We start from the raw sequence: 23,290 nt of genomic DNA, 5'->3' as shown, positions 1-23,290 counted from the left end.
GCGTCACACAACACGGCCCGGGCACCGTTCAATCGGTGCCCGGGCTTTTGTGTTCTCTCGGCGACGAACCCGCGGCGTAGAATCCGGATTATGGGAGTGCAGATCAAGCGTGTGTACGACGATGCCGCGAAGGCAGACGGCTTTCGAGTGCTTGTGGATCGCCTGTGGCCGCGCGGTGTCAAGAAGGAAGCCGCTGAACTCGACGAATGGCTGAAAAACGTTGCGCCGAGCCCGGATCTGCGCACGTGGTGGAACCATGACGCCGACCGAATGGATGAGTTCGAGAAGCGCTACCGCAGTGAACTCGACGAGAACGATGAGGTCGCCAAGCTGCGCGACATCGTGGCCGAGCATAAGACGGTGACGCTCGTGTACGCGGCGAAAGACACCACTGTCAATCACGCGCGGGTTCTGCGCGACTTCCTCGCGGACTGACGCTCAGCCTCACACGTACTCAAAACCCGCAAACGCTGACGTCGGTACGCACGGTTCAGGGTACACGCGACGCCGCGATTACCACGATGCAATGGGTCAGGCTACGATTCGAAGTACCCGAATCGTCAAGGAGTCGATGTCCACGCCCTCTCGCGCCACCCCGCGCACTCCCCCGTCGCGGCAAAAGCCGCCCGCGCTCGGCGGACGCACCTGGACAGCGCTCGTCATCGTCGGGCTCGTCGGCCAGCTCGCCTGGACCGTCGAGAACATGTACCTCAACGTGTTCGTCTACAACACGATTACCGACGACCCCAACGTCATCGCACTGCTGGTGGCGTTGAGCGCCATCACGGCGACGGCGGCGACAATGCTCATCGGAGCAGCATCCGATCGTGCCCGCCGCAGGCGCCCGTTCATCGCCTTCGGCTACGTGCTGTGGGGGCTCTCCACCGCCGCCTTCGGATTCGTCCAGCCGAATGCCGCGCCCGGCGCCCAGCCTGCCGCGAACGCGGTAGTGCTCGCCATCATCGCGATCGTGGTGCTCGACTGCATCATGTCGTTCTTCGGCTCCGGCGCCAACGATGCAGCGTTCAACGCCTGGGTGACGGAGGCCACCGTTCCGGCCAACCGCGGCCGCGTCGACGGAGTGCTCGCGATCATGCCGCTCATGGCGATGCTGCTGATCTTTGGCGCGCTCGACCCGCTCACGCAGGCCGGCGAGTGGACGCTCTTCTTCGGCATCATCGGCCTGCTCACCGCCGTGATCGGCGTCGCCGCATGGTTTCTCGTGCGTGATTCCGACAGCATCCAGACCACAACTGACGGGTACTTCGCCGCCACACTGCACGGCCTGCGACAGAGCACCATCCACGCGAACCCGCGGCTCTACCTCACGCTCGTGGCGTGGGCGATCATCGGCACGTCGACGCAAGTGTTCATTCCGTACCTCATCATCTACCTGCAGCGGTACCTGCGCATCGACGGCTACGCGCTCATTCTCGGCAGCGTGCTGACGCTCGCCGCGGTGATCAGCGTGCTTGGCGGCCGCGTCATCGACCGCGTCGGCAAACGCCGAGCGATCGTTCCGGCAACGGCGCTCATGGTCGTGGGGCTCGTCGGCATGTTCGTCGTGCGCGACATGATGCTGATCATCGTCTTCGGCACGTTGATGATGGGCGGCTTCATGGTGACGGTCGCCGCTATCTCGGCAACTGTGCGCGATCACACGCCGTCCGACCGCGTCGGCATGGTGCAAGGGCTCCGCATGATTGCGGCGGTGCTCATTCCGATGGTCGCCGGGCCGTTCATCGGTGCCGCCGTCATCACCGGCGCCAACGAGACATACGTTGACCTCGGCGTCGTCAAGCAGGTGCCGACTCCCTGGATCTTCGTCGCGGCGGCCGCGGTGGCGGTGTTCGTCGTGATTCCGGTGGCGCTGCTGACGCGCCGCGAACGCAACCCTGACAAGGTGGATGCATGACCCTCCTCACCCCTTGGGGCGAGACGCTCGACCCCGACAACCCGCTGGCCGAGTACCCGCGGCCACAGCTGGTGCGCGACAGCTACGTGAATCTCAACGGCCGGTGGCAGTATGTGTTCACCCCTGGGCACTCAGCAACACAGGATGCTGCCGCAGCATCCGACCCGGTTGCCGTTGCCGACCCGAGCACACCGCCGTCGCAGTGGGCCGGCGAGATCATCGTGCCGTTCTCGCCCGAGACTCCGCTGTCGGAGGTGGAGCGGATGCTGCAGCCAGACGAGCTGCTCTGGTATCGCCGCACGGTCACGCTGCCCAGCGGCTTTGTCGGCGAGCGCGTGCTGCTGCACTTCGGCGCTGTCGACCAAGCGTGCGAGGTCGCCGTCAACGGCGTGCGAGTCGGAGGGCACACAGGTGGCTTTCTTCCATTCGCACTCGACATCACCGAGGCGCTGGCGGCGCGACAGGCAGATGCTGGCGCCGCCGAGCACGAGATCGTCGTTGCGGTGCGCGACGTCACAGACACCTCGTGGCTCTCGCGCGGCAAGCAGGCGCGCAAGCGCGGCGGCATCTGGTACTCCCCGCAGTCGGGCATCTGGCAGACGGTGTGGCTCGAGTCGCTGCCGACCGTGGCCGTCGACGGCCTCGAGCTGACGCCGCGCCTCGATGAGCGTGCCGTCGACGTTCGGGTGCGCTGCGACAACGCGAATGCAGGCGATGCCGCCACAGTCACGGTGCGCGCTGGCGACGACGTTATCGCGACAGCATCCGTATCCGCCAATTCCACGACGCGCATCGCGCTCGCTCCCGAGCACGACATGCGGCCGTGGTCGCCCGAACGTCCGTTTCTGTACGACGTCGAAGTGACTCTCGGTGATGATCGCGTCACAAGCTACGTGGGCATGCGCTCGTTCGGCGTGGGACCAGACGCACATGGCACCCCGCGGTTGCTGCTGAACGGCAACCCGTATTTTCACGCCGGGCTGCTCGACCAAGGCTACTGGTCTGACGGCTGGCTGACCGCGCCGAGCGATGCAGCACTCGAATACGATGTGCAGCTGGCAAAGGACCTCGGCTTCACCATGCTGCGCAAACACATCAAGATCGAGCCACTGCGCTGGTACTACCACTGCGACCGCCTCGGAATGCTCGTGTGGCAAGACATGGTGAACGGCGGCACAAGCTACAACCCGCTCATCATCACGGTGCCGTCGGTGGGCACGGGGCCCGTCAGCGACCATCGTTACAAGGCATTTGGGCGAGCGGATGCTGCGGGACGCGCCAGCTACCGCGACGAACTGCGCGCCACTGTCGAGCACCTGCGCAGCATTGTGAGCCTCGCGCTGTGGGTGCCGTTCAACGAGGCATGGGGGCAATTCGATGCTCTGCAGATCGAGAAGGAGCTGCGCGCCCTCGACGACACGCGGCCGATCGACCATGCGAGCGGCTGGCACGATCAGGGCGGCGGAGACCTCAAGAGCCTTCACGTGTACTTCCGCGCGTTCCGCGTGAAGGACGCCTGGCTCGGGTCTGGCCGTGCCCTCGCGCTCACGGAGTACGGGGGCTACAGTCATCGCGTCGAGGGGCACTGCTTCAATGATCGCGAGTTCGGCTATCGCAAGTATGCGACGGATGCTGGGCTCGAAGCGGCGTTCGTCAGGCTGCACACGGATCAAGTCGTGCCGGCCGTGAAACGTGGCCTGGCGGCATCCGTGTACACCCAGCTGAGCGACGTCGAAGACGAGGTGAACGGTGTGGTGACGTATGACCGCCGCGTCGTGAAGATCCCGGCAGCCTCCGTGCGCCGCGTCAACGCGCAGCTGACCGCGGGAAACGCGCTGCCCCCGCCGTCCGGCCATACCGTGCAGCCCTCGCCGGGCCGCGCCGCCTCTTCCCACCGGCCGGGGCAACCGCCAAAAGGGGCGAAGAATCCGCACGAAACCTGACCATTTTTGGCCACTGTCCAGTCGTCCGCCCGAGCACCCAGCCCGACTTCTCGGAGAACCATGACCCCCGAACCCGAAACGCCCAATCGCGACATCCACGAATGCGAGATCACCCAGCCCACGTCGCTCACCGACGCGCGCGGGCGGCTCAATCGCAACGCTGTCGGGTGGATGCGCCGTCCGCTGCTCGACACGAGCGGCATCGACGGGCATCGCACCTGGGGTCGCAACAAGCGCTGGGAGTACTGGTGCGTCATGACACCGACGCACATCATGGCGGCCACTGTGTCTTCGATCGACTACGCCGGCGTGCACGAGGTGTGGGTGTTCGACCGTGAGACGCACGAATCGATCGGGCACGGCGCCACCGTTCCTCTGGGCCGCGGCGTCGTTCTGCCCGCGAGCCTGGGCAACGGTCCGGCGAGCGCGGAGGCGGGGCCCCTCACCATCGAGATCACCGACACGGATGCCGCAGCCACACGGCTGAGAGCACGTGCACCTCGCGTGCGGTTCGACGTCATTGCCGAGACTCCTCCGGGGCACGAGTGCCTGGGCGTGGTCGTACCGTGGAGCGATACGCGCTTTCAGTACACGGTGAAAGACGTGGCTCGACCAGCATCCGGAACCCTCGTCATCGATGACGTGCGCTACGACGTTCCCGCCGGCCGTTCGTGGGCAGTGCTCGACCATGGGCGCGGGCGCTGGCCCTACGACGTGCGCTGGAACTGGGGCGCCGGCTCCGGCGAGAGCAACGGTCACACGATCGGCATTCAGATCGGCGGCCAATGGACGATCGGCACGGGCTCGACAGAGAACGCATTCCTGCTCGACGGCCGACTGCACAAAATCAGTCAAGAACTGCGTTGGCAATATGACGCACAGAACTACGGTGAGCCCTGGCGCATCACGGGCGATGACATCGACCTCACGTTCGAGCCCTTCTACAACAAGACCTCGCGTACCAACCTCGGCGTTGTGACAGCCCGTGCCGACCAGTGCTTCGGCACGTACTCGGGGTGGTTTCGCGACGCCGACGGCGAGGCGACAGAGTTCACCGGCATCGAAGGCTGGGCCGAAGACGTGCACAACCGCTGGTGACCTGAGCGGGTCGGCAGTCGTAGAACGTTCGAGGCGTTACCGGGGCCATGTACCGATCACCACGGTCGTCTCGCGCTCATCGTCATAAAGTGTGACCCCGAGCAAGCCTGCCGAGCCGAGGGCCGCACACGCGGCATCCACTTGACCGGCACCAATTTCACTGAGGATGCTGCCGCCCGGCGCCAGCCACTCGGGGGCCGCATCGGCGAGGCGACGAAACACGTCGAGCCCGTCAGCGCCGCCGTCGTGTGTGACGGCCGCTTCGTGCTCGCGCGCCTCCGCTGGCATGAGGCGCAGCTCGTCGCGCGGAACGTACGGCACGTTGGCGACCATCACGTCGACGTGTCCACACAAGCCGGGCGGGAGCGCATCGACGAGGTCTCCCTCATACACGTCGCCAATACCGGCGAGGTTCTCGCGAGCGCAGGCAACCGCCGACACGTCGATGTCAGCAGCGTGAAGCCGAGCGCCCGGCACGCGGTCGGCGATGACGCGTGCGAGCGCGCCCGAACCGCAGCACATGTCAACTACGACACTGTCTGCCCGGCACAGCCGCACAGTCTGATCGACCAGCGCTGCAGTGCGCTGGCGCGGAATGAAGACGCCAGGCGCCACTGCGATGCGCAATCCGCAGAACTCGGCCCACCCGACAATGTGCTCGGGCGCTTCACCCGCAATGCGGCGCCGCACCATCAGCTCCAGCTCGCGAGGATCGTGCGCTGCGTCGAGAAACAGTGCAGCCTCCTCCTCGGCGAAGACACATCCTGCCTCACGAAGGCGGGGCGTGAGGGCGAGCGCATCCGGTTCGTTCAATGGAACACCTGGGTGAGCACGGCGCCGACGATCAGCACGAGAGCCGTTCCGATCATCCAGGGCAGCACATTCACCTTCTGCATGCGCACGCCGCCGGGCGCGACTCTGCCATCGACCGTGCGGGCGTCTGAGTATCGCCCCGCACGCCGGGCCATGTCTGCTGCGACGCGCTGCAGAAGACGGTTGACCAGCTGCCACTCCCGCTCCCGCCCGAGGGCGAGCCCGAGCGGCTTGTAGAAAATGATGCGGTCGTCGATGACCTCCACGTCGAATCCCGCCCCATCGTCAATGAGATCGGTCATCAAGTCCGGCGTCAGCACGTACCGAATGTCTGCGCCGTAGCCAGCTGGGCAGAAGAGCGTGAAGTGGCGAGGAAAATCGCCTTCGAGCTGTAGTGCGCCGCCCCGGTACGGGTTGGGGAATACCTCACCATTGAGGCCGTTGTTCGTGCGTGAATCGAGAATCATGTGCGGAAACGTGCGCTCGAGCTGCACCGAGACGAAGCCCCAGCGATGATCGATCACACCGCCACGGCTGGTCTCTTGCTTGTACGCGAGATTTCCGAGTGAAATGCGCGGGCTCTCACGCGTCGTCACGACGTCGTAAATCTGGTCGCTCAACTCGAGTAGAAGTCCGACCGCTCCATGCGCGGACTCGGCAAAGGGGGTATAGGTGCAGTCGTTTGCATCGGCGAGACGAGCAAGCCTCAGCCGATCACGCCAGAGGCGTGGGCCGAATCGAGGAATCCGTACCCGTCCGACGATGAGCACAGTGCCAAGCACCATGAAGAGCGCGAAAACGGCAAGGCCAATGGTGAGACCGGTGATGCCGTCCTCGCTGAATCCCACGAGTGAGAAGACGACGACAGCAAGGCTGAACGGAACCATCAGCGCGGTGGTGCAGCCGCCGCGGACGCTGGGGGCGGCGCCATCGGCGGAGGGAACGCCGCCGTCGCGCGCGTTCCGACGGAACGCGCGCAGCTCCGTTCGAGTCGGTTGATACCGCAGCCACTCAGTGTCGAAATTGCGCACTACGTCGACTCTGCCGTTACCCGCTGCAGAAAACCAAGCGTCTTGTCGAACGCATTTCTGGCATCAGCGAGGTCGAGATGAAACTGGTACTCGTGTGGAAGCGCTGGCTGGTGGTCGGCCTGATAGAACAACTCCGTGACCGAAACCCCTTCGTCGCGCAGCGTCTGCGACATCGGCAATGATTGAATCCAGGTGAGAGCGTCACCATTTCCTCCGGAAATGAACGTCTCTGGGAAGTCCTCGGTCACCCAATTCTGTGTGGACATCAGAGAGCCTGAGGCCAGCTGCGACCACTCTTTCGTGCCTGTGTAGGCCCACAACGCTGTTTTCAGACCCCAGGATTCGATGCCGGTAAGCTCAGCCATGGCGTCGAGGTCGTAGATGCCACAGTACAGAATCACGGCGTCAAGCTGGTCGGGAGACAGCGCTGGCTCGATGCCGGTGAAATGCGCATAGTGCGGATTGGTAACGAGAACGGCGAGCTGGCTGGCCAGCTGCGAACCCGCGGAGTCCCCCGCAAGAATGATCCGGTCGGGGTCGACACCCAGCTCATCGGCGTGATCGTCGATGTATTCAAGAGCTGTGTTGAGCTGTTCAAACGCGGTGGGATACGTCGCTTCGGGTCCCAGCGTGTAGTCGACGCCGATCGCTGCATAGCCTTCGTTTGCAACCATCTCAAGATACGGTGCAACGTTGTCTTTGCTTCCCGACACCCACGCGCCGCCGTGGATCCAAACGACGACGGGGAGCGGATCAGTCGCCGATGCTGGGCGAAAGACATCGAGTCGCGTGTCTTCGCTGTCGGGTGCGTAGGCGATGTTCCGCTTTGATTCGATGTCGAGCTTCGGTTGGTTGCGCTCCATTTCGGCCACCGTGGCCGCGCCATCGTCTTCGAACGTCCACCGAATCAGCATTGTCGATGGCCACGGGCTCGCGCTCGATACAAGCGCGATGAGTGCGAGAACGACGCCGCATCCGAGCAGAAGCTGGCGCCGGAGGAAATGTAAGCGCGAACGCTTCTGGGAAGAAGTCACGTCGCGAGCATAGCGATGAACCGCGCTTTGCCGGGGAAACCCCGACGACAATGTACCTGTGTCGAGTCTTCTACGCCTCTGAACAGAACTGTGGGGCAGGAGAACATCCTGCCCCACAGCATCCTGTTTGCTGAGTCGACGCTGCTCAGGCCTCGGTCGACGCAGACTCAGCCGGTGCCTTGTAGTTCGGCATCGAGATCTCTGCCGTGCGGCTGAACTCCTGTGTGACATCGTCGTTCGGCTTGAAGGTCATCAGGCTGACGACGATCGCGACGAGGAGGTTCACGATGAAGCCGGGGATGATCTCGTAGGTCTGTGCGACCCACGACTCGGCACCGAACCAGGTTGCACCGAACTGTCCCCAGAGGTATGCCACGAGGGCACCCGAGATGAGACCGGAGAGAGCACCCCAGTTGCTGAGCTTCTTCCAGAACAACGCCAGCAGGATAACCGGGCCGAACGCCGAACCGAACCCTGCCCAGGCGAACCCGACGAGGTCGAGGATGCTCTTCGAGGGGTTGAGCGCGAGAAGAACGGCGATGATCGCGACGACCAGAACGCCAAGGCGTCCGAATGTCACGTAGGTCTTCTCCTTGATCCGAGCGACCCCTCCCGTCTTCTCGGCAACCATTTTGTAAAGGTCCTCGACGAGCGCGGACGACGTGACGACAAGCTGAGAGGAGATCGTCGACATGATCGCCGCGAGAACTGCAGCGAGCACCAGACCGGCGATGAACGGATGGAACAGCACCTGCGCGAGATCGAGGAACACCGTCTCGCCAGATTTCGCGTCCGTCGGAGCTCCGCCAGTGTTGTGGTAGTACGAGATGCCGATCAGCGCCGTGGCAATCGATCCGACCACGGTGAGAATCATCCAGCCGATGCCGATGCGTCGCCCTGCCTTAGCATCCTGCGGGCTCTTCAGTGCCATAAACCGAACGATGATGTGCGGCTGACCGAAGTACCCGAGACCCCATGCTGCAGCGGAAATAATGCCCAGGGCGGTTCCGCCCGACACAAGGTTGAGCAGGTTCGGGTCGATGTCGACGATCGTATTGACAACGGTCGAGGGGCCGCCCGCGTTGATCACGGCGACGATCGGAACAGCGATCAGCGCTGCCAGCATCAGCAGGCCCTGAGCGACGTCGGTGAGGGTTGCACCAAGGAATCCACCGAAAAGCGTGTAGATCATGGTGATCACGGCGACGAGAAGCATTCCCCAGACGTAGTTGACGCCGAAGCTGGACTCGAAGAACTTGCCTGCTGCCACCATTCCACTTGAAACGTAGAACGTGAAGAACACCAGAATGATGACACCGCACACGATGCGCAGTGCGCGCGACTTGTCCCGTAGCCGATGCTCGAGGAAGCTCGGAATCGTAATGGAGTTTCCCGCGACCTCTGTGTACGCACGCAACCGCGGTGCGACGAACTTCCAGTTGAGCCACGCTCCGATCGTGAGACCGATCGCAATCCAGGCCTCGACAAGACCTGAGATGTAGATGGCACCGGGAAGACCCATGAGCAACCAGCCCGACATGTCGGACGCACCGGCGCTCAGGGCGGCTACTCCCGGGTTCAAACCACGCCCCGCGAGCATGTACTCGTCGAGGTTGTTCTTGGTTTTTCTATACGCGAACCAACCAATGGTGAGCATTCCCGCGAAATAGAGAACGATGGCGATTGTCTGGAACACCTGATCCGACATACTGCTCCTCGGGTTTTTCTCTCCTCACGTCAATGTGAGGATGCTTCCACTATGCCAGAGGATTCCCCGATTTCGGGCCCTCAAACGGGTGTCATCCACGCAATATCGACGCGAGTTTCTTGATGGGGTGAGCGCGCGAGGATGACTAAATTGCGTCGTCATCAGAGACTGCGTGGCGGCTTCGAGCACCTTGCGCACCACATCACCCTAGCGAAAACCTGAGAATCCACGGAAATCTCTGCCAATTCGCAACCGATTTCCAGCTTTGCTATGGTGGCTCACGGCGCGTGTGCTCGCGACGTGATGCTCCCACTCTCCAGGTGGCGTGAGCTTGTCTGCTGAGCCGCGCAGCGTGATCTCACCATGGGTGTCAGGTCGCGCTTGTTCGCGGTGCCGGATCGCGAATCACCCCGTCGACGGCGGATGCACGATGCTGCCTGCCAACAGGTACGCACAGAAATCAGCGCGGGTCCGGCTCCGCCGATGAAAGGACGACATTCTCCGTGGACGTATCGGGGCTCAATCAATTGGGAGGGCCGCTGACCATTGGTCTGCTGGTTCTCTTCTTCGGCGGCACTCTTGTGATGTCGATCGCGATCAGCCGTAAGAAGGAGAACGCGGACGGCTACATGACGGCGGGCAACAAGATCGGCTTCGGCATCTCGGCCGCGTCGATGACCGCAACGTGGATTTGGGCATCGTCGATGTACGCGTCGGCAACGTCGGGCTACACGTACGGGATCTCCGGTCCCATCCACTATGGGCTCTGGGGAGCCCTGATGATTCTGCTGATCTACCCGTTTGGCCGCCGCATCCGCAAAGTCGCGCCGCGCGCGCACACCATGGCCGAGGTCATGCACGCCAGGCACGGTCGGTCGAGCCAGCTGATGCTCGCGGGCTCCAATGTTCTCGGAAGCCTCATCAGCCTCACGTCAAACTTCATCGCCGGAGGCGCGCTCGTTTCAATGCTCTCGCCCTTCAGCTTCGGCCAGGGCATCCTGGTCATCGCTGCAGGCGTTCTCCTGTACACCCTGTGGTCGGGCTTCCGCGCCTCAGTGCTCACCGACTTCGCGCAGGTGCTCGCGATGCTCGGCGCCGTCGTCGTCATCATCCCCGCCGTGTTCTTTCTCGCGGGAGGCCCCTCGATGTTCGTCGACGGAGCACAGAACCTGACACCGCAGCAGGGCGACTTCTTCTCGTCAGACGCCTTCCTCAACCAGGGCGCACCATACATCGCCGCGGTGCTCGCCTATGCGATCGGCAACCAGACCATTGCGCAGCGCCTCTTCGCCGTGCGCGAGGACCTCATCAAGAAGACGTTCGTGACCGCGACCATCGGCTACGGAGCGACAATCATCGGAATCGGGATGCTCGGCGTGATGGCGCTCTATCTCGGCATCGAACCCCTCGGCGGCGATCCCAACAACCTCATTCCGCAGATCGCCGCGACGTTCCTCGGACCGGTGCTGCTCTGCCTGTTCTTCATCATGATCATCGGTTCGCTCGCCTCGACTGCCGATTCAGACCTCGCCGCTCTGTCTTCGATCATGATGGCCGACGTCTACGGTCAGAACATTGCGGGAAAGAAGAACGCAAACCCCAAGACGATGCTGCTCGTCGGCCGCATCACCATGATCGTTGCAACGGGTGCCGCGCTGTTCTTCGCCAGCGGCCAGATGAACATTCTCGACCTGCTCGTGTTCGTCGGTGCCCTGTGGGGTGCACTCGTGTTCCCGGTGATCGCCAGCTTCTACTGGAAGAAGGTGACGAACCTCGCTTTCTCTGTGTCAGTGCTCGCAGCGCTCCTCGTATTTATACCTGTTCGCTTCGAGTGGATCTCGATGGCCGGCATCACCGGAATCCTGTTCGACATCCTCGCCGTCATCGGCATCGGCATCGTGCTCGGGCTCATGGCCTTCGGCTTCTTCGGCAAACGCGTCGCGCTCATTGTCGGAGGCGTCTCCATCGTGGCATCCGCTCCGTTCGGCATCGGGTTTCTTCACGACTACGCCGTGCTGTCTGGCTCGCTCATCGCGTATGCCGTGAGTACGATCATTTGCACCGCGATTTCGTTCCGCAGCTCGATGAACTTCGACTTCGACCTCATCAAACAGCGCACCGGTGATTTCGACACGGAAGACCCGGCCGATGCCTTGCTCGACACAGTCACCCCGGTCGACACCACCGATACCGCCACCGATTCCGACGACGAGTCCGCGGACTCGCCGCGACGCTAAGGAGCATCCATGAATGTCATTCTGCTGACGGTCTATGTTCTGATCTGGCCGCTCATCGTTGCCGGAACTCTGTATTACATTGCGAGCGCCTTCTTTCGGGAATGGCGTGAGGCCCGCCGCGAGGGCCGCCGTTTGATCTAGCCGCGCCAGCGATTCACTGCAGCGCCGTCGCCACCCCGCGGAAGGTCAAACTTTCGCTCGATGACGGCGGCGCTGCTGCTTGCGAGAGTGGTGGTACCGCATCGTTCAAGGAGCATCATGAAACGCTTGTTCTGGGCCGCCGCAGCATCCACTCTTCTCGGTCTGGCCGCCGGGCTGTTCTATCGAGAATTCACGAAAGATCTCGGAGTGACAGTCGATTCGCAGCTCAGTGTCGTGCACACGCACATGCTCGCTCTCGGCACTCTCGTCTTTCTCATCGCGCTGGTTCTCGAGAAGACGTTCAGCCTGTCACAGAGCCCCCTGTTCAGCTGGTTCTTCTGGGTCTACAGCGCCGGCCTTCTCGTCTCGACGGGAGGAATGCTGGCGAACGGCATCATCACGGTCTCCGGTGGCGAGACCAGTGCAGCTGTTGCCGGCATTGCAGGAATGGGACACATGACGCTGACCGTGGGATTCGGACTGCTCTTCGGTGCGCTTGGATCGCGCATTCTCTCGCAGCCGAAGAACGTCAGCGAGCCGCAGATCCGCTGACCCGAGGCTCGCTCACGCAACGTCAATCGTTCGAGACACTCTCCGTCGGCACAGTTCCGGTTACTGCCGGTATTTCCTGTGTCAGGGGCGCCTCGGCCGCCACCTCGAGGTGCTCTTCGGTCTCGAACTGCTCTTCGCGGTCTTCACCTCGGAACTGCGTCATGTAGAGGTCGAAGTATGCCCCGCGCCTGGCGAGCAGAGCGTCGTGGGTGCCATGCTCCACAATCGCGCCATTCTCCATCACGAGGATCGTGTGCGCATCGCGAATCGTCGACAGGCGGTGCGCGATGACGAACGATGTGCGGTCGGTGCGCAGCGCCGCCATAGCCTTCTGCACGAGCAGTTCCGTTCGCGTGTCAACCGAACTCGTCGCCTCGTCGAGAATAAGCAGCGACGGGTTGGCAAGGAACGCCCGGGCGATCGTGATGAGCTGACGCTCGCCGGCAGAGACGCTGCCGCCCTCGGCATCCACCACTGTGTCGTACCCGTCAGGAAGCTGGCGCACAAAGCGATCGACCATGGTTGCCGTGGCGGCATCCACGACCTCGTCGTCTGTGGCATCGAGACGGCCGTATCGGATGTTGTCACGGATGCTGCCCTCGAACAGCCAGGTGTCTTGCAGCACCATGCCGACCTGCGAGCGCAGCTGGGCACGTGAGAGCTCGCGCGTGTCGATGCCGTCGAGCAGGATGCGCCCACCGGTGATCTCGTAGAACCGCATCACGAGGTTGACAAGCGTTGTCTTGCCCGCGCCGGTCGGCCCGACAATCGCGACGGTTTCGCCAGGCTGCACCTCGAACGAGACATCCTCGATGAGCGACGATTCAGGCACGTAACTGAACGAGACGCCATCGAACTGCACGTGTCCGTCGGTTTTCTCCGGCAGTTCGGCGCGCACGTCGTCTGGCTCTTGCTCGTCTGCGTCGAGCAGCTCGAACGTACGCTCCGCCGACGCGACACCCGACTGAACCATGTTGGCGACCCCGGCCATCTCGCTGATCGGCTGGGAGAATTCGCGAGAGTACTGAATGAACGCCGTTGCATCACCGAGCGTCATCTGCCCAGACGCGACGCGCAGGCCACCAGCAACGGCAATCAGAACGTACGAAAGATAGGAGACAAACTGCATGGCGGGCATGATCATGCCCGAGACGAACTGCGCACCGAAGGATGCCCGGAAGAGCTTCTCATTGCGGTCGTCGAACTCCTGCAGCATCTCTTCATCACGGCCGAAGGCGCGCACGAGCTCCAGCCCTGAGTACGACTCTTCGATGTGCCCGTTGAGCGTTCCCGTCTCTTTCCACTGTGCGGTGAACAGCTTCTGCGAACGAACGCCGATCACGCCGGCGATGATGCCCGAGAGTGGAAGGGCAATGAGCGCAAGCAGCGCAAGCTGCCACGAGACGATGAACATCATAGCCGCGATGCCCACGATCGTGAGCAGAGACTGCACGAGCTGCGAGAACGCCTGCTGAAGTGCCTGCTGCACGTTGTCGACATCGTTCGTCACGCGCGACATGAGGTCTCCGCGCTGGCGCGTATCAAAGTAGCTCAGCGGCAAGCGGTTGAGCTTGACCTCGATCTCTTCGCGCAGTCGGTAGACCACGCGCATCACGAGGGCATTCAAAATGAAGCCCTGCGCCCACATGAGCATGGACGCGATGACGTACATGCCGAGCACGATGAAGATGAGGCGGCTCAACTCGACAAAGTCGATCCCCTGCCCCGGAACCACATCGGCTGTCGCGAGCATCTGGGCGAAGTCCCCTTGGCCCGCTGCTTTCGCCTGAGCAATGATCGTCTCGAGTGGAACTCCCTCAGGCAGCTGCGCGCCAATAACGCCATTGAAGATCACGTCCATGGCTGCTCCAAGCACCTTGGGTGCAATTACCGTGAGCACGACGGAACCGACGACAAGCAGCACGACGAAGATCATGCCCGCTCGCTCGGGTTTCAGCAGTCCGACGAGACGCTTGGTCGACGGCCAGAAGTGCTGTGCCTTCTTAGCCGGAGCGCCACCGAACATGTCGCCGTCTGCTTCAGTCGGGGTGAACTCCAGCAGCGCATCGTCGGTCTTCGCTGCCTCGGCCTCGGCGATGTTCGATCCGGTCGAATCGGCCCCGGATGCTGTGGAGGCAGCGTTCTTCTTGTCGCGGCGGGCCATCAGCGCACCCCTTCCACACTGAGCTGAGATTCGACGATCTCCTGGTACGTCTCATTCGTCTGCAGAAGCTCGTCGTGGGTGCCACGGCCGACGATCACGCCGGCGTCGAGCACGATGATCTCGTCTGCCTCGCGAATTGTCGAGACTCTCTGGGCGACGACGATCACGGTGGCATCCGTTATCGACTCGGCGAGCGCTTCGCGCAGCCGAGCGTCGGTTGATACGTCGAGCGCCGAGAACGAGTCGTCGAACAGAAACACTTTGGGCTGCGACACGAGGGCGCGAGCAATGCAGAGCCGCTGTCGCTGACCGCCGGAAACGTTGGTTCCGCCCTGGGCGACCGGGTCGTCAAGCCCCTTCGGCTTCGCGGCGACGAAGTCGTCGGCCTGGGCGATGCGCAATGCCTCCCAGAGCTCGTCATCGGTGGCGTTCGGCCTTCCAAATCGCAGGTTGGAGCCGATCGTGCCAGAAAAGAGGTAGGGCTTCTGCGGTACGAGGCCGATCACGCTTGCCCGTTGCGCCCGCGTGAGGTCGGCAACGGAGGAGCCGTCGATCGTGACTTCCCCTGACTGCACGTCATACAGGTTGGGAATGAGGTTGACGAGCGTGGTCTTGCCGGCACCGGTCGAGCCGACGATCGCTGTCGTTCGTCCCGGAGCGGCGGTGAAGCTGACGTCGTCGAGAACGGGGCGCTCAGCGCCGGGGTACCCGAACGTTACGTGGTCGAACACGACGGTGCCGGTCTGAGGTGTCGGCGTCTTCTCAACCTTCGGCGCAACGTGGTCGCTCTCGCGAAACACGTCGTCGATGCGCTCAGCGCACACAACTGCGCGGGGAATCATCATCACCATGAACACGCCCATCATGACGGCGACGAGAATCTGCAGGAGGTATTGCAGAAAGGCGGTGAGCGAGCCGACCTCCATTGCGCCAGCATCCACTCGATGCCCGCCGAACCAGAGCACGGCGGATGTTGCTAGATGGAGAACCATCATGATGACGGGGAACATCAAAACGAAGATGTTGCCAACGCGTACCGAGACGCGAGTGATCGACTCGTTTGCTGAGCGGTAGCGTTCGGTCTCGTGGGGCTCACGCACGAAGGCGCGGATGACCCTGATGCCAACAATCTGTTCGCGCAGCACGCCGTTGATGGTGTCGATGCGATCCTGCATCTCTCGGAAAAGCGGCAGAAGCAGCCTGACGAGAAATCCGACGATGATGAAGAGTAGGGGCACAGAGACCCAGACAAGCCAGGACAGGCCGACGTCTTCACGCAGTGCCATGATGATGCCGCCGATGCACATGATGGGCGTCGAGACCATGAAGTTGAGGGTCATGAGCACGAGCATCTGCACTTGCTGCACATCGTTGGTGTTTCGTGTGATCAGCGTTGCTGTGCCGAAGCGGCCGACCTCGAGAGCGGTGAGCTTGTCAACCTTGCTATAGATGGCACGACGAAGGTCGCGGCCGACGGCCATTGCGACGCGCGCGCCGCAATAGATCGCCGCGATGGCGGCGATGATCTGCGCAAAGCAGACGATGAGCATGACGATTCCGGTGTTCCAAATGAACTCGGTGTCGCCCTTGGCGATGCCCTCGTCGATGATGCGCGCATTGAGGCTGGGCAGGTACAGCGTGGCGATCGTTGATGCGAGCTGCAAAATGACGACGCCGATGATCCACGGCCAGTAGGGCCGGGCATAGTGAAGCGAGAGGCGGAGGAGGGCCACGAGAGTTTCGTCCTGACGTAGTGATTCTCGCCTGGCGAAAGTGGCGAGCGTATGAGCATAACCCGAAGCATCCGACATTTTCTATCCGCCTTAAGGGGGATATCGGACCGTCAGCGAGCACGCGCTCCGATCGCGATGACAGCGAGCAGCTCGTTTTCCGCGGGCAGAAGCAGCTCGGACACCGCTTTCGCTTTCGAATCGTCGAAACCCGCGATGACGACGGCGCCGAGTCCTGTCTCGGCAGCCCAGATCGACACGTTCTGCGCGAGAAATCCAACTTCCATCCAGGCGAAGTGCCTGGCGTGCTCGGCGGGTTGGTCGGCGAGTGCCGACGGCGCACGTGTTGTATTTGCACTGGGGATGAGAAGCGCAGGGCAGTCACCGATCCATTCGCGTGCGTCGAGTGTCATCTCGGCCACGTCTTGTCTGGCGTCGCCGGCGGCGACAAGCTCGAGGGCATGCTCTCTGGGCTCGTACCGGTACGTGCCGATAGGCAGATCTGTCACCGCACCCGCCACGAGAGTGAGGGTGATCGGATATGTCGCACGGGCCGATGCACTGACCCGGCGGCCCTCGTGAGTCTCACCCGCTGCATGCCATAGTGCGTCAGCGATGCGCTCAAGCTGGATCTCAGTTGTGGTGAAGTTTCGCGTGGACCGGCGACGCTCCAGAAGGTGCCCAAAACGACGCGGACGTGGAGCGGCCAAAGCGATCATGATCACCAACGTGGCATGCGCTGAAAACCTCGTCAACCTGCACTGATGCTCCACAAGCCGCTCGGTACTCATTGGTCACGCACGACAGCCTGAGGCGAGGGACCTCTCTAAAAGGGTGGCGATTCGCCGTACCCGCTGGCGGTCCTGTCGGGAGGCTCGACACCAGGCTGGCGATTGGCCGCTTGTGCAGCTCCGGGGACAGCGATGTCGGGCTCAGTGATGTAGGTGATGCCCGCGGGACTCGTCCACGTCATGCGCCCTTCGGCATCTTGCTCGACTCTCCACAGAGTGCTGTGTTTGAGAGTGTGATGCTTTCGACAGAGGTGTGCCAGGTTCGTCATATCGGTCTTGCCGCCACATTGCCAATCTTCCGTGTGATCGATGTCGCACCACACTGCCTTGCGATTGCACCCGGGGAATCGGCACGTGCTGTCGCGCACCCGGAGTGCACGTGCGAGATCGGCGGGGACGCGGTAGCTGTCTCGCCCCACCGAAACGACGGCTCCGGTCTCTGGATGGGTGAGCAGCCGCAAGAACGACGGTGCGTTTGCAGCGAGAGCCATCGCCGTCTCGGAATCAATCGGGCCATAGCCGTCGAGATCGGCAGCATCTTCTGCATGCCCGAGAAGGCTGAGCACCGGCACGGTGACCATCACGGTCGGACGAATAGCGCGGCGACGGTCACCGACGCCAAGCGCAGACCGAACGCCTTGCCCAGCGGATGCTTCTATGCGACACGCACGAACCCGAGCGCGGGCTGACGTCACGACCTGGCCAAGGAGCGCCTCGGGAAGCGACTCATTCGCACCCAGTTCGATGGCTACGTCGTCGCGTCGTCGATCTGAAATAGCAAGCCTGAGAGCACGATCCATCGTCATCGTATTGACTGCTGCGCCCTGGTGCGGCACCGGGCGGTCGGAGGCAAGAGAGACGGGCTTGCCGTCAGCGCGAAGTCGCTTGCGCTCACGCTTCTGCTGCTGACGAAGCCACGCGGAAAGTTCTCGTCGCCGTCGAGGTGGGCGTGTGTACAGATATCGGCCGCGCGTAGGAAGAACATCGACGCTCAATCCGGCTGTGCTGGAACCGATTGCATCGTCTGCATGTGATGTACTCGGCAACGGCGATGTGTCAGCGCCCGGCTGCGGGTCGATGAAACCCGACACTGTCGCGTCGGCGAAAACGTCTGCAGCGAGTTGGGGGAGGGAGCGCGTTTCATCAGCTGCCTGCAGCCCTCGCGCCGTCTCCATAGTGGCGTTGTAGATGGCCGTCGCGACGTCGGCTGTGTGAATCAGTTCGACCGAGGCCATGCCATCGTGCAGTGGCTGATAGCTGACGCACCGACCGTCTTCTGCCTTCTTTCGGCGATCCACAATCGACTCGGGGTGCATGCGCTCGCGCATGATGCGAGCGGCTCGGGAGAACTGCGCCGCAGTCTGCGTTTGCGCAAGAGGCACAACGGCTGCCTCGAAACCAGCGGCCGCGTCACGCGGCAATGACCACGACTGGTCGATGATCCGACGCGCATGCTGGTGCGAAATGTCTCCGGAGGCGAGCGCCGCCCGTGTCTGAGGAAGATGCCGCTGCAGCGTTGTCGCTTCTTCGATCTGAGTGCGCATCGTCGCCTCAGGCACGCGCAGCATGACCGCCGCCTCTGCGACGAACGCCCGGAAGCCGAGCTCGTCTACCCGTGCGGGTGTCTTGGATTGAGAATCGAGAACGACGAACTCGGCTGCCGACTCGGCGAGCTTTCGCGCACCATGCAACACAGCCGTACGACGCTCCTGTGCTCGCGCGATCTCGCGATCGATGCGGGCGACTTCTTCAAGTGCAAGACCCGACAGACTTACGCGGTCAGCCCCCGCAGAGCGTGCTCGGTCATGAAAAAGAGGGGCTTCTTCGGGCTGGTGACCCTCAGGTGCGACATCCTCGTTTTCCATGCCTCAAGTGTACCAATATTCGAACGTATGTACTAGTCTTTTTCGAAGATTTCTCTGCACTTTTGACCGCAAAATCGACCGGGGCATGCGGAGGCATTGCACCTTATTCGGCTGAAGTTTCCAGCAGGCGCATTACCTCGGCGGGATAGATGGGCAGCTGTTCGTCGCTGTCGTCGAAACGGCGCCAGACGACAGGAACGACCGATCCGTCGCTCTCCGTGAGTGTCGCGTCCATGACCGCCGGCTCGGGGTCAAGATGACCGGTATAGACGAACACGATCTCATGCCCGGTCTCACCGTCTATCTGGAAAATATTCTCCACCACGCCGAGGTATCGCAGATTACAGATTGCCGCGGAAAGTTCCTCACTAACCTCACGTTTGACAGCAGCCCTATGCGTCTCGCCAAACTCGACACTGCCGCCGATGAGGCGATGGTATCCTCGCGGGTTTTCCAGCGTCGGGGCATTGAGACTGACTGCGTGCGCGGTTCCCCCGGTGTTCGGCGCGACGAGCATGGCCTTGACCCGGATACGGCGGCGATCAATCGACACTCGCCCATGTTATGCCCAACTCAGCAAGAGGCGCGCCGCTTGACCCTCACGCGACGTCAGGGTTCACGATGGTCTCCATGACCAACGACATTGACAACACAGACACTGGTTCTGCCCCGTTCTACAGCGCCTTCGAAATGAGCCCCGTCCCCGAGCCGGGGCCAAACGCAACACCTCCCGAGGTGTATCGCGGCATCTACGGCATGCCCATGTTCGTCACGATTCCAACCGCTGACTTGGCAGCATCCGTCGATTTCTGGACGCGCGGCCTCGGCTTCATCGACCTCTTCTCCGTGCCTGGGCAGCTCTCACATATGCGACGCTGGGCCTTTCAAGACGCCCTCCTCGTCGCCGGTGAACCCGCACACGACACGCCGGCGATGACCGTGAGCTTCTCCTGCGTGCTGAGCGAGATCGACGGGATCGCACAGGCATGCGAACAGCTCTCGCCTGGCTGCACGATCGGGCCCCGCGCTATGCCGTGGCCCACGATCGACCTCGAGGTGCGCACTCCAGAGAACACTCGCGTGATCTTCTCGGCAGCACGCGGGGTCGACCCGTCAAGCGACGAGGCCGACAATCTCCGGAACGAGGGGTACCTGGTTCCCGACGCGACCGAGAAGGAGTGAGACTGGATGCTGTGAGTCCACACTCCCGCGACGAAGACGCCACCTCCCGAGAAGGGGGTGGCACCAACGGTGAGGCCGCCTCGCACGGGGGCCTCACCGTCGGTGCTGTCGCGCAGCGCACCGGCATCACCGTGCGCACCCTGCACCACTGGGAGTCCGTTGACCTCGTGACGGCGAGTGAGCGCTCCCCCGCCGACTACCGCCTGTACACCACTGCGGACATCGCTCGAATACACCGAGTGATGCTCTATCGAGAACTTGGACTGCCTCTCGAGAGAATTCGTGCCGTTCTCGACTCGGGGGCGGAGCTGACCGCCGATACGCTACGCGGCCAGCGCGAACAGTTGGCCGATCGCATCGACGAGCTGCAGAGAATGCACCACGCGCTCGACCGCATGATCGACACCGTCGACGCCGGCCTCCCGCTCACCGCTGACGAGCAGGTGCGAATCTTCGGTGATGACTGGAATCCCGACTGGACGCGTCAGGCTCGCGAGAAATGGGGAGACAGCACGCAGTGGACGCAATACGCCGAGCGTGCTGTGGACCGCGAGACTGCCGACTGGGAGCAGATCGCAGAGCAGACCCACGAGCTCAACTCCACGCTCGCCGCGGCACTGGCTCGCGGCGTTCGTGCGGGCAGCTCCGAGGCAAACGCGCTGGCTGACGCGCACCGAGAGTCCCTGTGCAGGTACTTCGACTGCACCATCTCGATGCACGTCTGCATCGGGCGCATGTATGCCGATGACCCGGGCTTCCGCGCGCACTTCGATGGCGTCGCGCCCGGGCTCGCCACCTGGCTGCGCGACGCTATCGATGCGAATGCCCGCGCGCACGGTGTTGACCCCGATACGGCCACCTGGGAGTGAGGCTGCCGACGAAAGCACGGTCCGAGGCAGGGAATCGTCTGAGACAGGATGCTGCAGGGCCAGCGTGACGCAAGCGCCGCGATACGCTGACTCACAGTTGAAGGGCGCTGAGCCTTCGCAGCCCCCGAGGAGGACCACCGTGACCGAGTCGATGACCGATTCGCCGCCTGCCGACGGAATCGTCGTCGACAGCGTCGCCCGATCGTTCGGCAGCGTGCATGCCGTGACCGACGCAACATTCGCGGCCCCGCGAGGCAGCATCACCGGACTCGTCGGCCCCAACGGCGCGGGAAAGACAACTCTCCTGCTCATGCTCGCCACCCTGCTGCAGCCTGATGCCGGCAGCATCCGAATCGCGGGAGTCGACCCGAGCGCAGACCCCGCCGCCGTTCGCTCCCTCATCGGCTGGATGCCCGACAGCCTCGGCACCTGGTCGTCTCTGAGTCCGCGCACAGCGCTCACGACGATCGGCCGCATGTACAACCTCGACGCACAGGCAGCGGCGAATCGTGCTGCCGAACTGCTCGACGCCGTCGGGCTCGCCTCTCTCGCCGACCGGCCGGCGAGAGTGCTCTCGCGCGGCCAGAAGCAACGACTCAGTCTTGCTCGAGCGCTCGTTCACAACCCACGCGTTCTGCTGCTCGACGAGCCGGCATCGGGGCTCGATCCGTCTGCCCGGGCCGAACTGCGCGCAACCCTGCGACGCATTGCCGACGACGGTGCGACGGTGCTCATCTCCAGTCACGAACTGGCAGAGCTCGAAGAGATCTCGGATGCTGCCGTCTATATGTCCGACGGCGTCACAGCGTCACGCGACGCACTCACGCACGCAGCCACGTCCACACGCCAGTGGCGCATCCGTGCCCTCGAGGGCTCGTCGCTTGCGGAGCCACTCGCGAGCATCGGCGTCGCGCCCGAGAACATTGCCGCCGACAACCGTGGAGTCCTCGTGCGCGTCACAGGCGAGGCAGATGCCGCACAGCTCTTGAGTGCTCTCGTCGCGGCTGGCGTCGCCGTCACCTCGTTCGCGCCGGCCGTGGGCGAGTTCGAGCACACGTTCCTCGATCTCACCAAGAACAGCACAGCTCATCGGCATCCGAACCTCGACTCTGACGGAGACGCACAATGACGTTCTTGCGCGGCCTCGGCCTCATTATCGGCCTCGAACTGCGACAGCGCGTGCGCGGCGTTGCCTGGTACGTGCTCGTCGGCATCTTCGTGGCGCTCGTCGCCATTGTCACTGTTCTGCTGTGGCTCACAACGCGCACGTGGGCGAGCGGCGTCGACAGCGGGGCGGGCGGTTGGCTGTTCTCGCTCATTCTCTACTTCGTGCTTCTGCTCGGCACGCTCGCCACCCCCGCATTCAGCGGCAACGCCGTCAACGGCGAGAGGGATGCTGGCACGCTCGCCACCACCCAGGTCACCCTTGTGACCACACCGCAGATCGTGCTCGGCAAGTTCGTTGCGGCGTGGATCAGCTCGCTCGCGTTTCTCGTTGCGAGCATCCCGTTCATTCTCATTGCGCTGTTGCTCGGCAATCTCAACGCGGTGACCATCGCCGTCTCCGTCATTGTGCTCGCCGCAGAACTCGGGGTGTTTGCCGCCTTCGGCGTCGCCCTCTCTGCGATTGTGACGCGCCCGTTGTTCTCCATCGTGCTGAGCTACCTTGTTGTCGCGGCGCTCAGCGTCGGAACGCTCATCGCGTTCGGATTGCTCGGCAGCGTGACGACGTCGACGGTGAAAGAGACGTATATCGGGTACGAGGCCGATGAGTACGACGAAGCGACGGGTGCGCCTATCGACCCCGTGTGTCTCGACCCCGAGATTCGCACATACGACCAGCCTCGATTCGATCTGTACTGGGGCATTCTCGCGGCGAACCCCTATGTGGTGATTGCGGATGCCGCACCCGGAGGGTTCGACTCGAACGGGAGCCCCACCAACCTCTTCAGCACGATGTCGTCCGGTGTGCGCTCACTGCAGTCGCCTCCGGAACTCGAGCGTGTGATTGACGACTGCAACGGCGGTGAGCCCGGAATGACGTACCTCGCCGATCAGCCGACGCCGGAAGAGACACACGATGCCGCAGTGCCGAGCTGGTTTGTCGGCCTCGGCATCCATGTTCTGTTGGCAGCCGGCGCGCTCTGGTGGGCGTGCGTTCGCACCCGCACTCCAGCGAAGCGTCTTCCGAAGGGCAGCCGCATCGCCTGAGGCTTG

20 protein-coding genes are annotated in these 23,290 nt (G+C 63.0%); 11 read left to right on the top strand and 9 right to left on the bottom strand.

Annotated elements, in window-relative coordinates; translation table 11 throughout:
- Positions 1-90: 90 nt before the first annotated feature.
- The 4 genes from HCR76_RS00770 to HCR76_RS00755 all read left to right on the top strand — a co-directional run bounded on the left by HCR76_RS00770 (position 91) and on the right by HCR76_RS00755 (position 4,956).
- Positions 91-435 carry a DUF488 domain-containing protein gene (locus HCR76_RS00770; RefSeq protein WP_166985835.1) on the top strand — a complete coding sequence of 115 codons (345 nt, stop codon included), beginning with the start codon at positions 91-93 and terminating at the stop codon, positions 433-435.
- A gap of 136 nt (positions 436-571) precedes the next feature.
- Positions 572-1,915 carry an MFS transporter gene (locus tag HCR76_RS00765; RefSeq protein WP_166985837.1) on the top strand — a complete coding sequence of 448 codons (1,344 nt, stop codon included), beginning with the start codon at positions 572-574 and terminating at the stop codon, positions 1,913-1,915.
- Entirely contained in the window at positions 1,912-3,858 is a 1,947-nt protein-coding gene (locus HCR76_RS00760; protein ID WP_166985839.1) for a glycoside hydrolase family 2 protein, read from the top strand. Before HCR76_RS00765 ends, HCR76_RS00760 begins: the two co-directional genes overlap by 4 nt.
- 60 nt (positions 3,859-3,918) lie before the next feature.
- The gene (locus HCR76_RS00755) at positions 3,919-4,956 is read left to right on the top strand and encodes a DUF2804 domain-containing protein (RefSeq protein ID WP_166985842.1); all 1,038 of its coding nucleotides are present in this window, start codon (positions 3,919-3,921) and stop codon (positions 4,954-4,956) included.
- Positions 4,957-4,992: 36 nt separating this feature from the next.
- Here the strand turns inward: HCR76_RS00755 and HCR76_RS00750 are convergent, their stop codons facing one another.
- The 4 genes from HCR76_RS00750 to putP all read right to left on the bottom strand — a co-directional run bounded on the left by HCR76_RS00750 (position 4,993) and on the right by putP (position 9,542).
- A complete protein-coding gene (locus HCR76_RS00750) occupies positions 4,993-5,769 on the bottom strand; it encodes a putative protein N(5)-glutamine methyltransferase (RefSeq protein ID WP_166985844.1) in 777 nt (258 codons plus the stop codon).
- Positions 5,766-6,800, bottom strand: coding sequence for a hypothetical protein (locus HCR76_RS00745; protein WP_166985847.1), 1,035 nt, complete (start codon positions 6,798-6,800; stop codon positions 5,766-5,768). The genes HCR76_RS00750 and HCR76_RS00745 overlap by 4 nt, the downstream gene beginning before the upstream one ends.
- Positions 6,800-7,834, bottom strand: coding sequence for an alpha/beta hydrolase (locus HCR76_RS00740; RefSeq protein ID WP_244971443.1), 1,035 nt, complete (start codon positions 7,832-7,834; stop codon positions 6,800-6,802). Before HCR76_RS00740 ends, HCR76_RS00745 begins: the two co-directional genes overlap by 1 nt.
- A gap of 145 nt (positions 7,835-7,979) precedes the next feature.
- Positions 7,980-9,542 carry a sodium/proline symporter PutP gene (putP, locus tag HCR76_RS00735; RefSeq protein ID WP_166985850.1) on the bottom strand — a complete coding sequence of 521 codons (1,563 nt, stop codon included), beginning with the start codon at positions 9,540-9,542 and terminating at the stop codon, positions 7,980-7,982.
- Between the two features lie 584 nt (positions 9,543-10,126).
- Between putP and HCR76_RS00730 the strand changes: the two genes are divergently transcribed.
- The 3 genes from HCR76_RS00730 (at position 10,127) to HCR76_RS00725 (ending at position 12,472) form a co-directional block, all read left to right on the top strand.
- Positions 10,127-11,779: a sodium:solute symporter family protein gene (locus HCR76_RS00730; protein ID WP_166988069.1), complete on the top strand. Its 1,653-nt coding sequence runs from the start codon at positions 10,127-10,129 to the stop codon at positions 11,777-11,779.
- 9 nt (positions 11,780-11,788) lie between these two features.
- Positions 11,789-11,920, top strand: coding sequence for a putative transporter small subunit (locus HCR76_RS17475; RefSeq protein WP_218044407.1), 132 nt, complete (start codon positions 11,789-11,791; stop codon positions 11,918-11,920).
- A gap of 117 nt (positions 11,921-12,037) precedes the next feature.
- Positions 12,038-12,472, top strand: a complete 435-nt coding sequence (locus HCR76_RS00725) for a DUF2871 domain-containing protein (RefSeq protein WP_166985853.1) — start codon at positions 12,038-12,040, stop codon at positions 12,470-12,472.
- Positions 12,473-12,494: 22 nt separating this feature from the next.
- Here the strand turns inward: HCR76_RS00725 and HCR76_RS00720 are convergent, their stop codons facing one another.
- The 5 genes from HCR76_RS00720 to HCR76_RS00700 form a co-directional block, all read right to left on the bottom strand.
- A complete protein-coding gene (locus HCR76_RS00720) occupies positions 12,495-14,636 on the bottom strand; it encodes an ABC transporter ATP-binding protein (RefSeq protein WP_166985855.1) in 2,142 nt (713 codons plus the stop codon).
- The gene (locus tag HCR76_RS00715) at positions 14,636-16,369 is read right to left on the bottom strand and encodes an ABC transporter ATP-binding protein (protein WP_166985857.1); all 1,734 of its coding nucleotides are present in this window, start codon (positions 16,367-16,369) and stop codon (positions 14,636-14,638) included. Before HCR76_RS00715 ends, HCR76_RS00720 begins: the two co-directional genes overlap by 1 nt.
- Positions 16,370-16,479: 110 nt before the next feature.
- On the bottom strand, positions 16,480-17,085 hold the full coding sequence (locus HCR76_RS00710; protein ID WP_166985859.1) for a SagB/ThcOx family dehydrogenase: 606 nt from the start codon (positions 17,083-17,085) through the stop codon (positions 16,480-16,482).
- Positions 17,086-17,192: 107 nt separating this feature from the next.
- Positions 17,193-19,022, bottom strand: coding sequence for an HNH endonuclease signature motif containing protein (locus HCR76_RS17495; RefSeq protein ID WP_244971442.1), 1,830 nt, complete (start codon positions 19,020-19,022; stop codon positions 17,193-17,195).
- Between the two features lie 103 nt (positions 19,023-19,125).
- A complete protein-coding gene (locus tag HCR76_RS00700) occupies positions 19,126-19,575 on the bottom strand; it encodes an NUDIX hydrolase (protein WP_166985861.1) in 450 nt (149 codons plus the stop codon).
- Between the two features lie 77 nt (positions 19,576-19,652).
- Here HCR76_RS00700 and HCR76_RS00695 point away from each other — a divergent pair, with 77 nt between their 5' ends.
- The 4 genes from HCR76_RS00695 to HCR76_RS00680 all read left to right on the top strand — a co-directional run bounded on the left by HCR76_RS00695 (position 19,653) and on the right by HCR76_RS00680 (position 23,284).
- Positions 19,653-20,204, top strand: coding sequence for a VOC family protein (locus HCR76_RS00695; protein WP_166985863.1), 552 nt, complete (start codon positions 19,653-19,655; stop codon positions 20,202-20,204).
- 11 nt (positions 20,205-20,215) lie between these two features.
- Positions 20,216-21,073 (top strand): MerR family transcriptional regulator, encoded by an 858-nt coding sequence (locus tag HCR76_RS00690; RefSeq protein WP_166985865.1) that lies wholly within the window; start codon positions 20,216-20,218, stop codon positions 21,071-21,073.
- 139 nt (positions 21,074-21,212) lie between these two features.
- Positions 21,213-22,202, top strand: a complete 990-nt coding sequence (locus tag HCR76_RS00685) for an ABC transporter ATP-binding protein (protein WP_342357118.1) — start codon at positions 21,213-21,215, stop codon at positions 22,200-22,202.
- Entirely contained in the window at positions 22,199-23,284 is a 1,086-nt protein-coding gene (locus tag HCR76_RS00680; RefSeq protein WP_166985867.1) for an ABC transporter permease, read from the top strand. The genes HCR76_RS00685 and HCR76_RS00680 overlap by 4 nt, the downstream gene beginning before the upstream one ends.
- Positions 23,285-23,290: the final 6 nt, after the last annotated feature.

This window comes from Paramicrobacterium chengjingii (assembly GCF_011751765.2).
In the GTDB taxonomy this organism is placed as follows: domain Bacteria; phylum Actinomycetota; class Actinomycetes; order Actinomycetales; family Microbacteriaceae; genus Paramicrobacterium; species Paramicrobacterium chengjingii.
This window is presented reverse-complemented; position numbering and strand designations above follow the sequence as displayed.

What these genes read in the sequence shown, in the direction of transcription:
- HCR76_RS00770 (WP_166985835.1), top strand. Translation starts at nt 91, where the DNA reads ATGGGAGTGCAGATCAAGCGTGTGTACGACGATGCCGCGAAGGCAGAC.
- HCR76_RS00765 (WP_166985837.1), top strand. Translation starts at nt 572, where the DNA reads ATGTCCACGCCCTCTCGCGCCACCCCGCGCACTCCCCCGTCGCGGCAA.
- HCR76_RS00760 (WP_166985839.1), top strand. Translation starts at nt 1,912, where the DNA reads ATGACCCTCCTCACCCCTTGGGGCGAGACGCTCGACCCCGACAACCCG.
- HCR76_RS00755 (WP_166985842.1), top strand. Translation starts at nt 3,919, where the DNA reads ATGACCCCCGAACCCGAAACGCCCAATCGCGACATCCACGAATGCGAG.
- putP (WP_166985850.1), bottom strand. Translation starts at nt 9,542, where the DNA reads ATGTCGGATCAGGTGTTCCAGACAATCGCCATCGTTCTCTATTTCGCG.
- HCR76_RS00730 (WP_166988069.1), top strand. Translation starts at nt 10,127, where the DNA reads ATGTCGATCGCGATCAGCCGTAAGAAGGAGAACGCGGACGGCTACATG.
- HCR76_RS17475 (WP_218044407.1), top strand. Translation starts at nt 11,789, where the DNA reads ATGAATGTCATTCTGCTGACGGTCTATGTTCTGATCTGGCCGCTCATC.
- HCR76_RS00725 (WP_166985853.1), top strand. Translation starts at nt 12,038, where the DNA reads ATGAAACGCTTGTTCTGGGCCGCCGCAGCATCCACTCTTCTCGGTCTG.
- HCR76_RS00720 (WP_166985855.1), bottom strand. Translation starts at nt 14,636, where the DNA reads ATGGCCCGCCGCGACAAGAAGAACGCTGCCTCCACAGCATCCGGGGCC.
- HCR76_RS00710 (WP_166985859.1), bottom strand. Translation starts at nt 17,085, where the DNA reads ATGATCGCTTTGGCCGCTCCACGTCCGCGTCGTTTTGGGCACCTTCTG.
- HCR76_RS17495 (WP_244971442.1), bottom strand. Translation starts at nt 19,022, where the DNA reads ATGGAAAACGAGGATGTCGCACCTGAGGGTCACCAGCCCGAAGAAGCC.
- HCR76_RS00695 (WP_166985863.1), top strand. Translation starts at nt 19,653, where the DNA reads ATGACCAACGACATTGACAACACAGACACTGGTTCTGCCCCGTTCTAC.
- HCR76_RS00680 (WP_166985867.1), top strand. Translation starts at nt 22,199, where the DNA reads ATGACGTTCTTGCGCGGCCTCGGCCTCATTATCGGCCTCGAACTGCGA.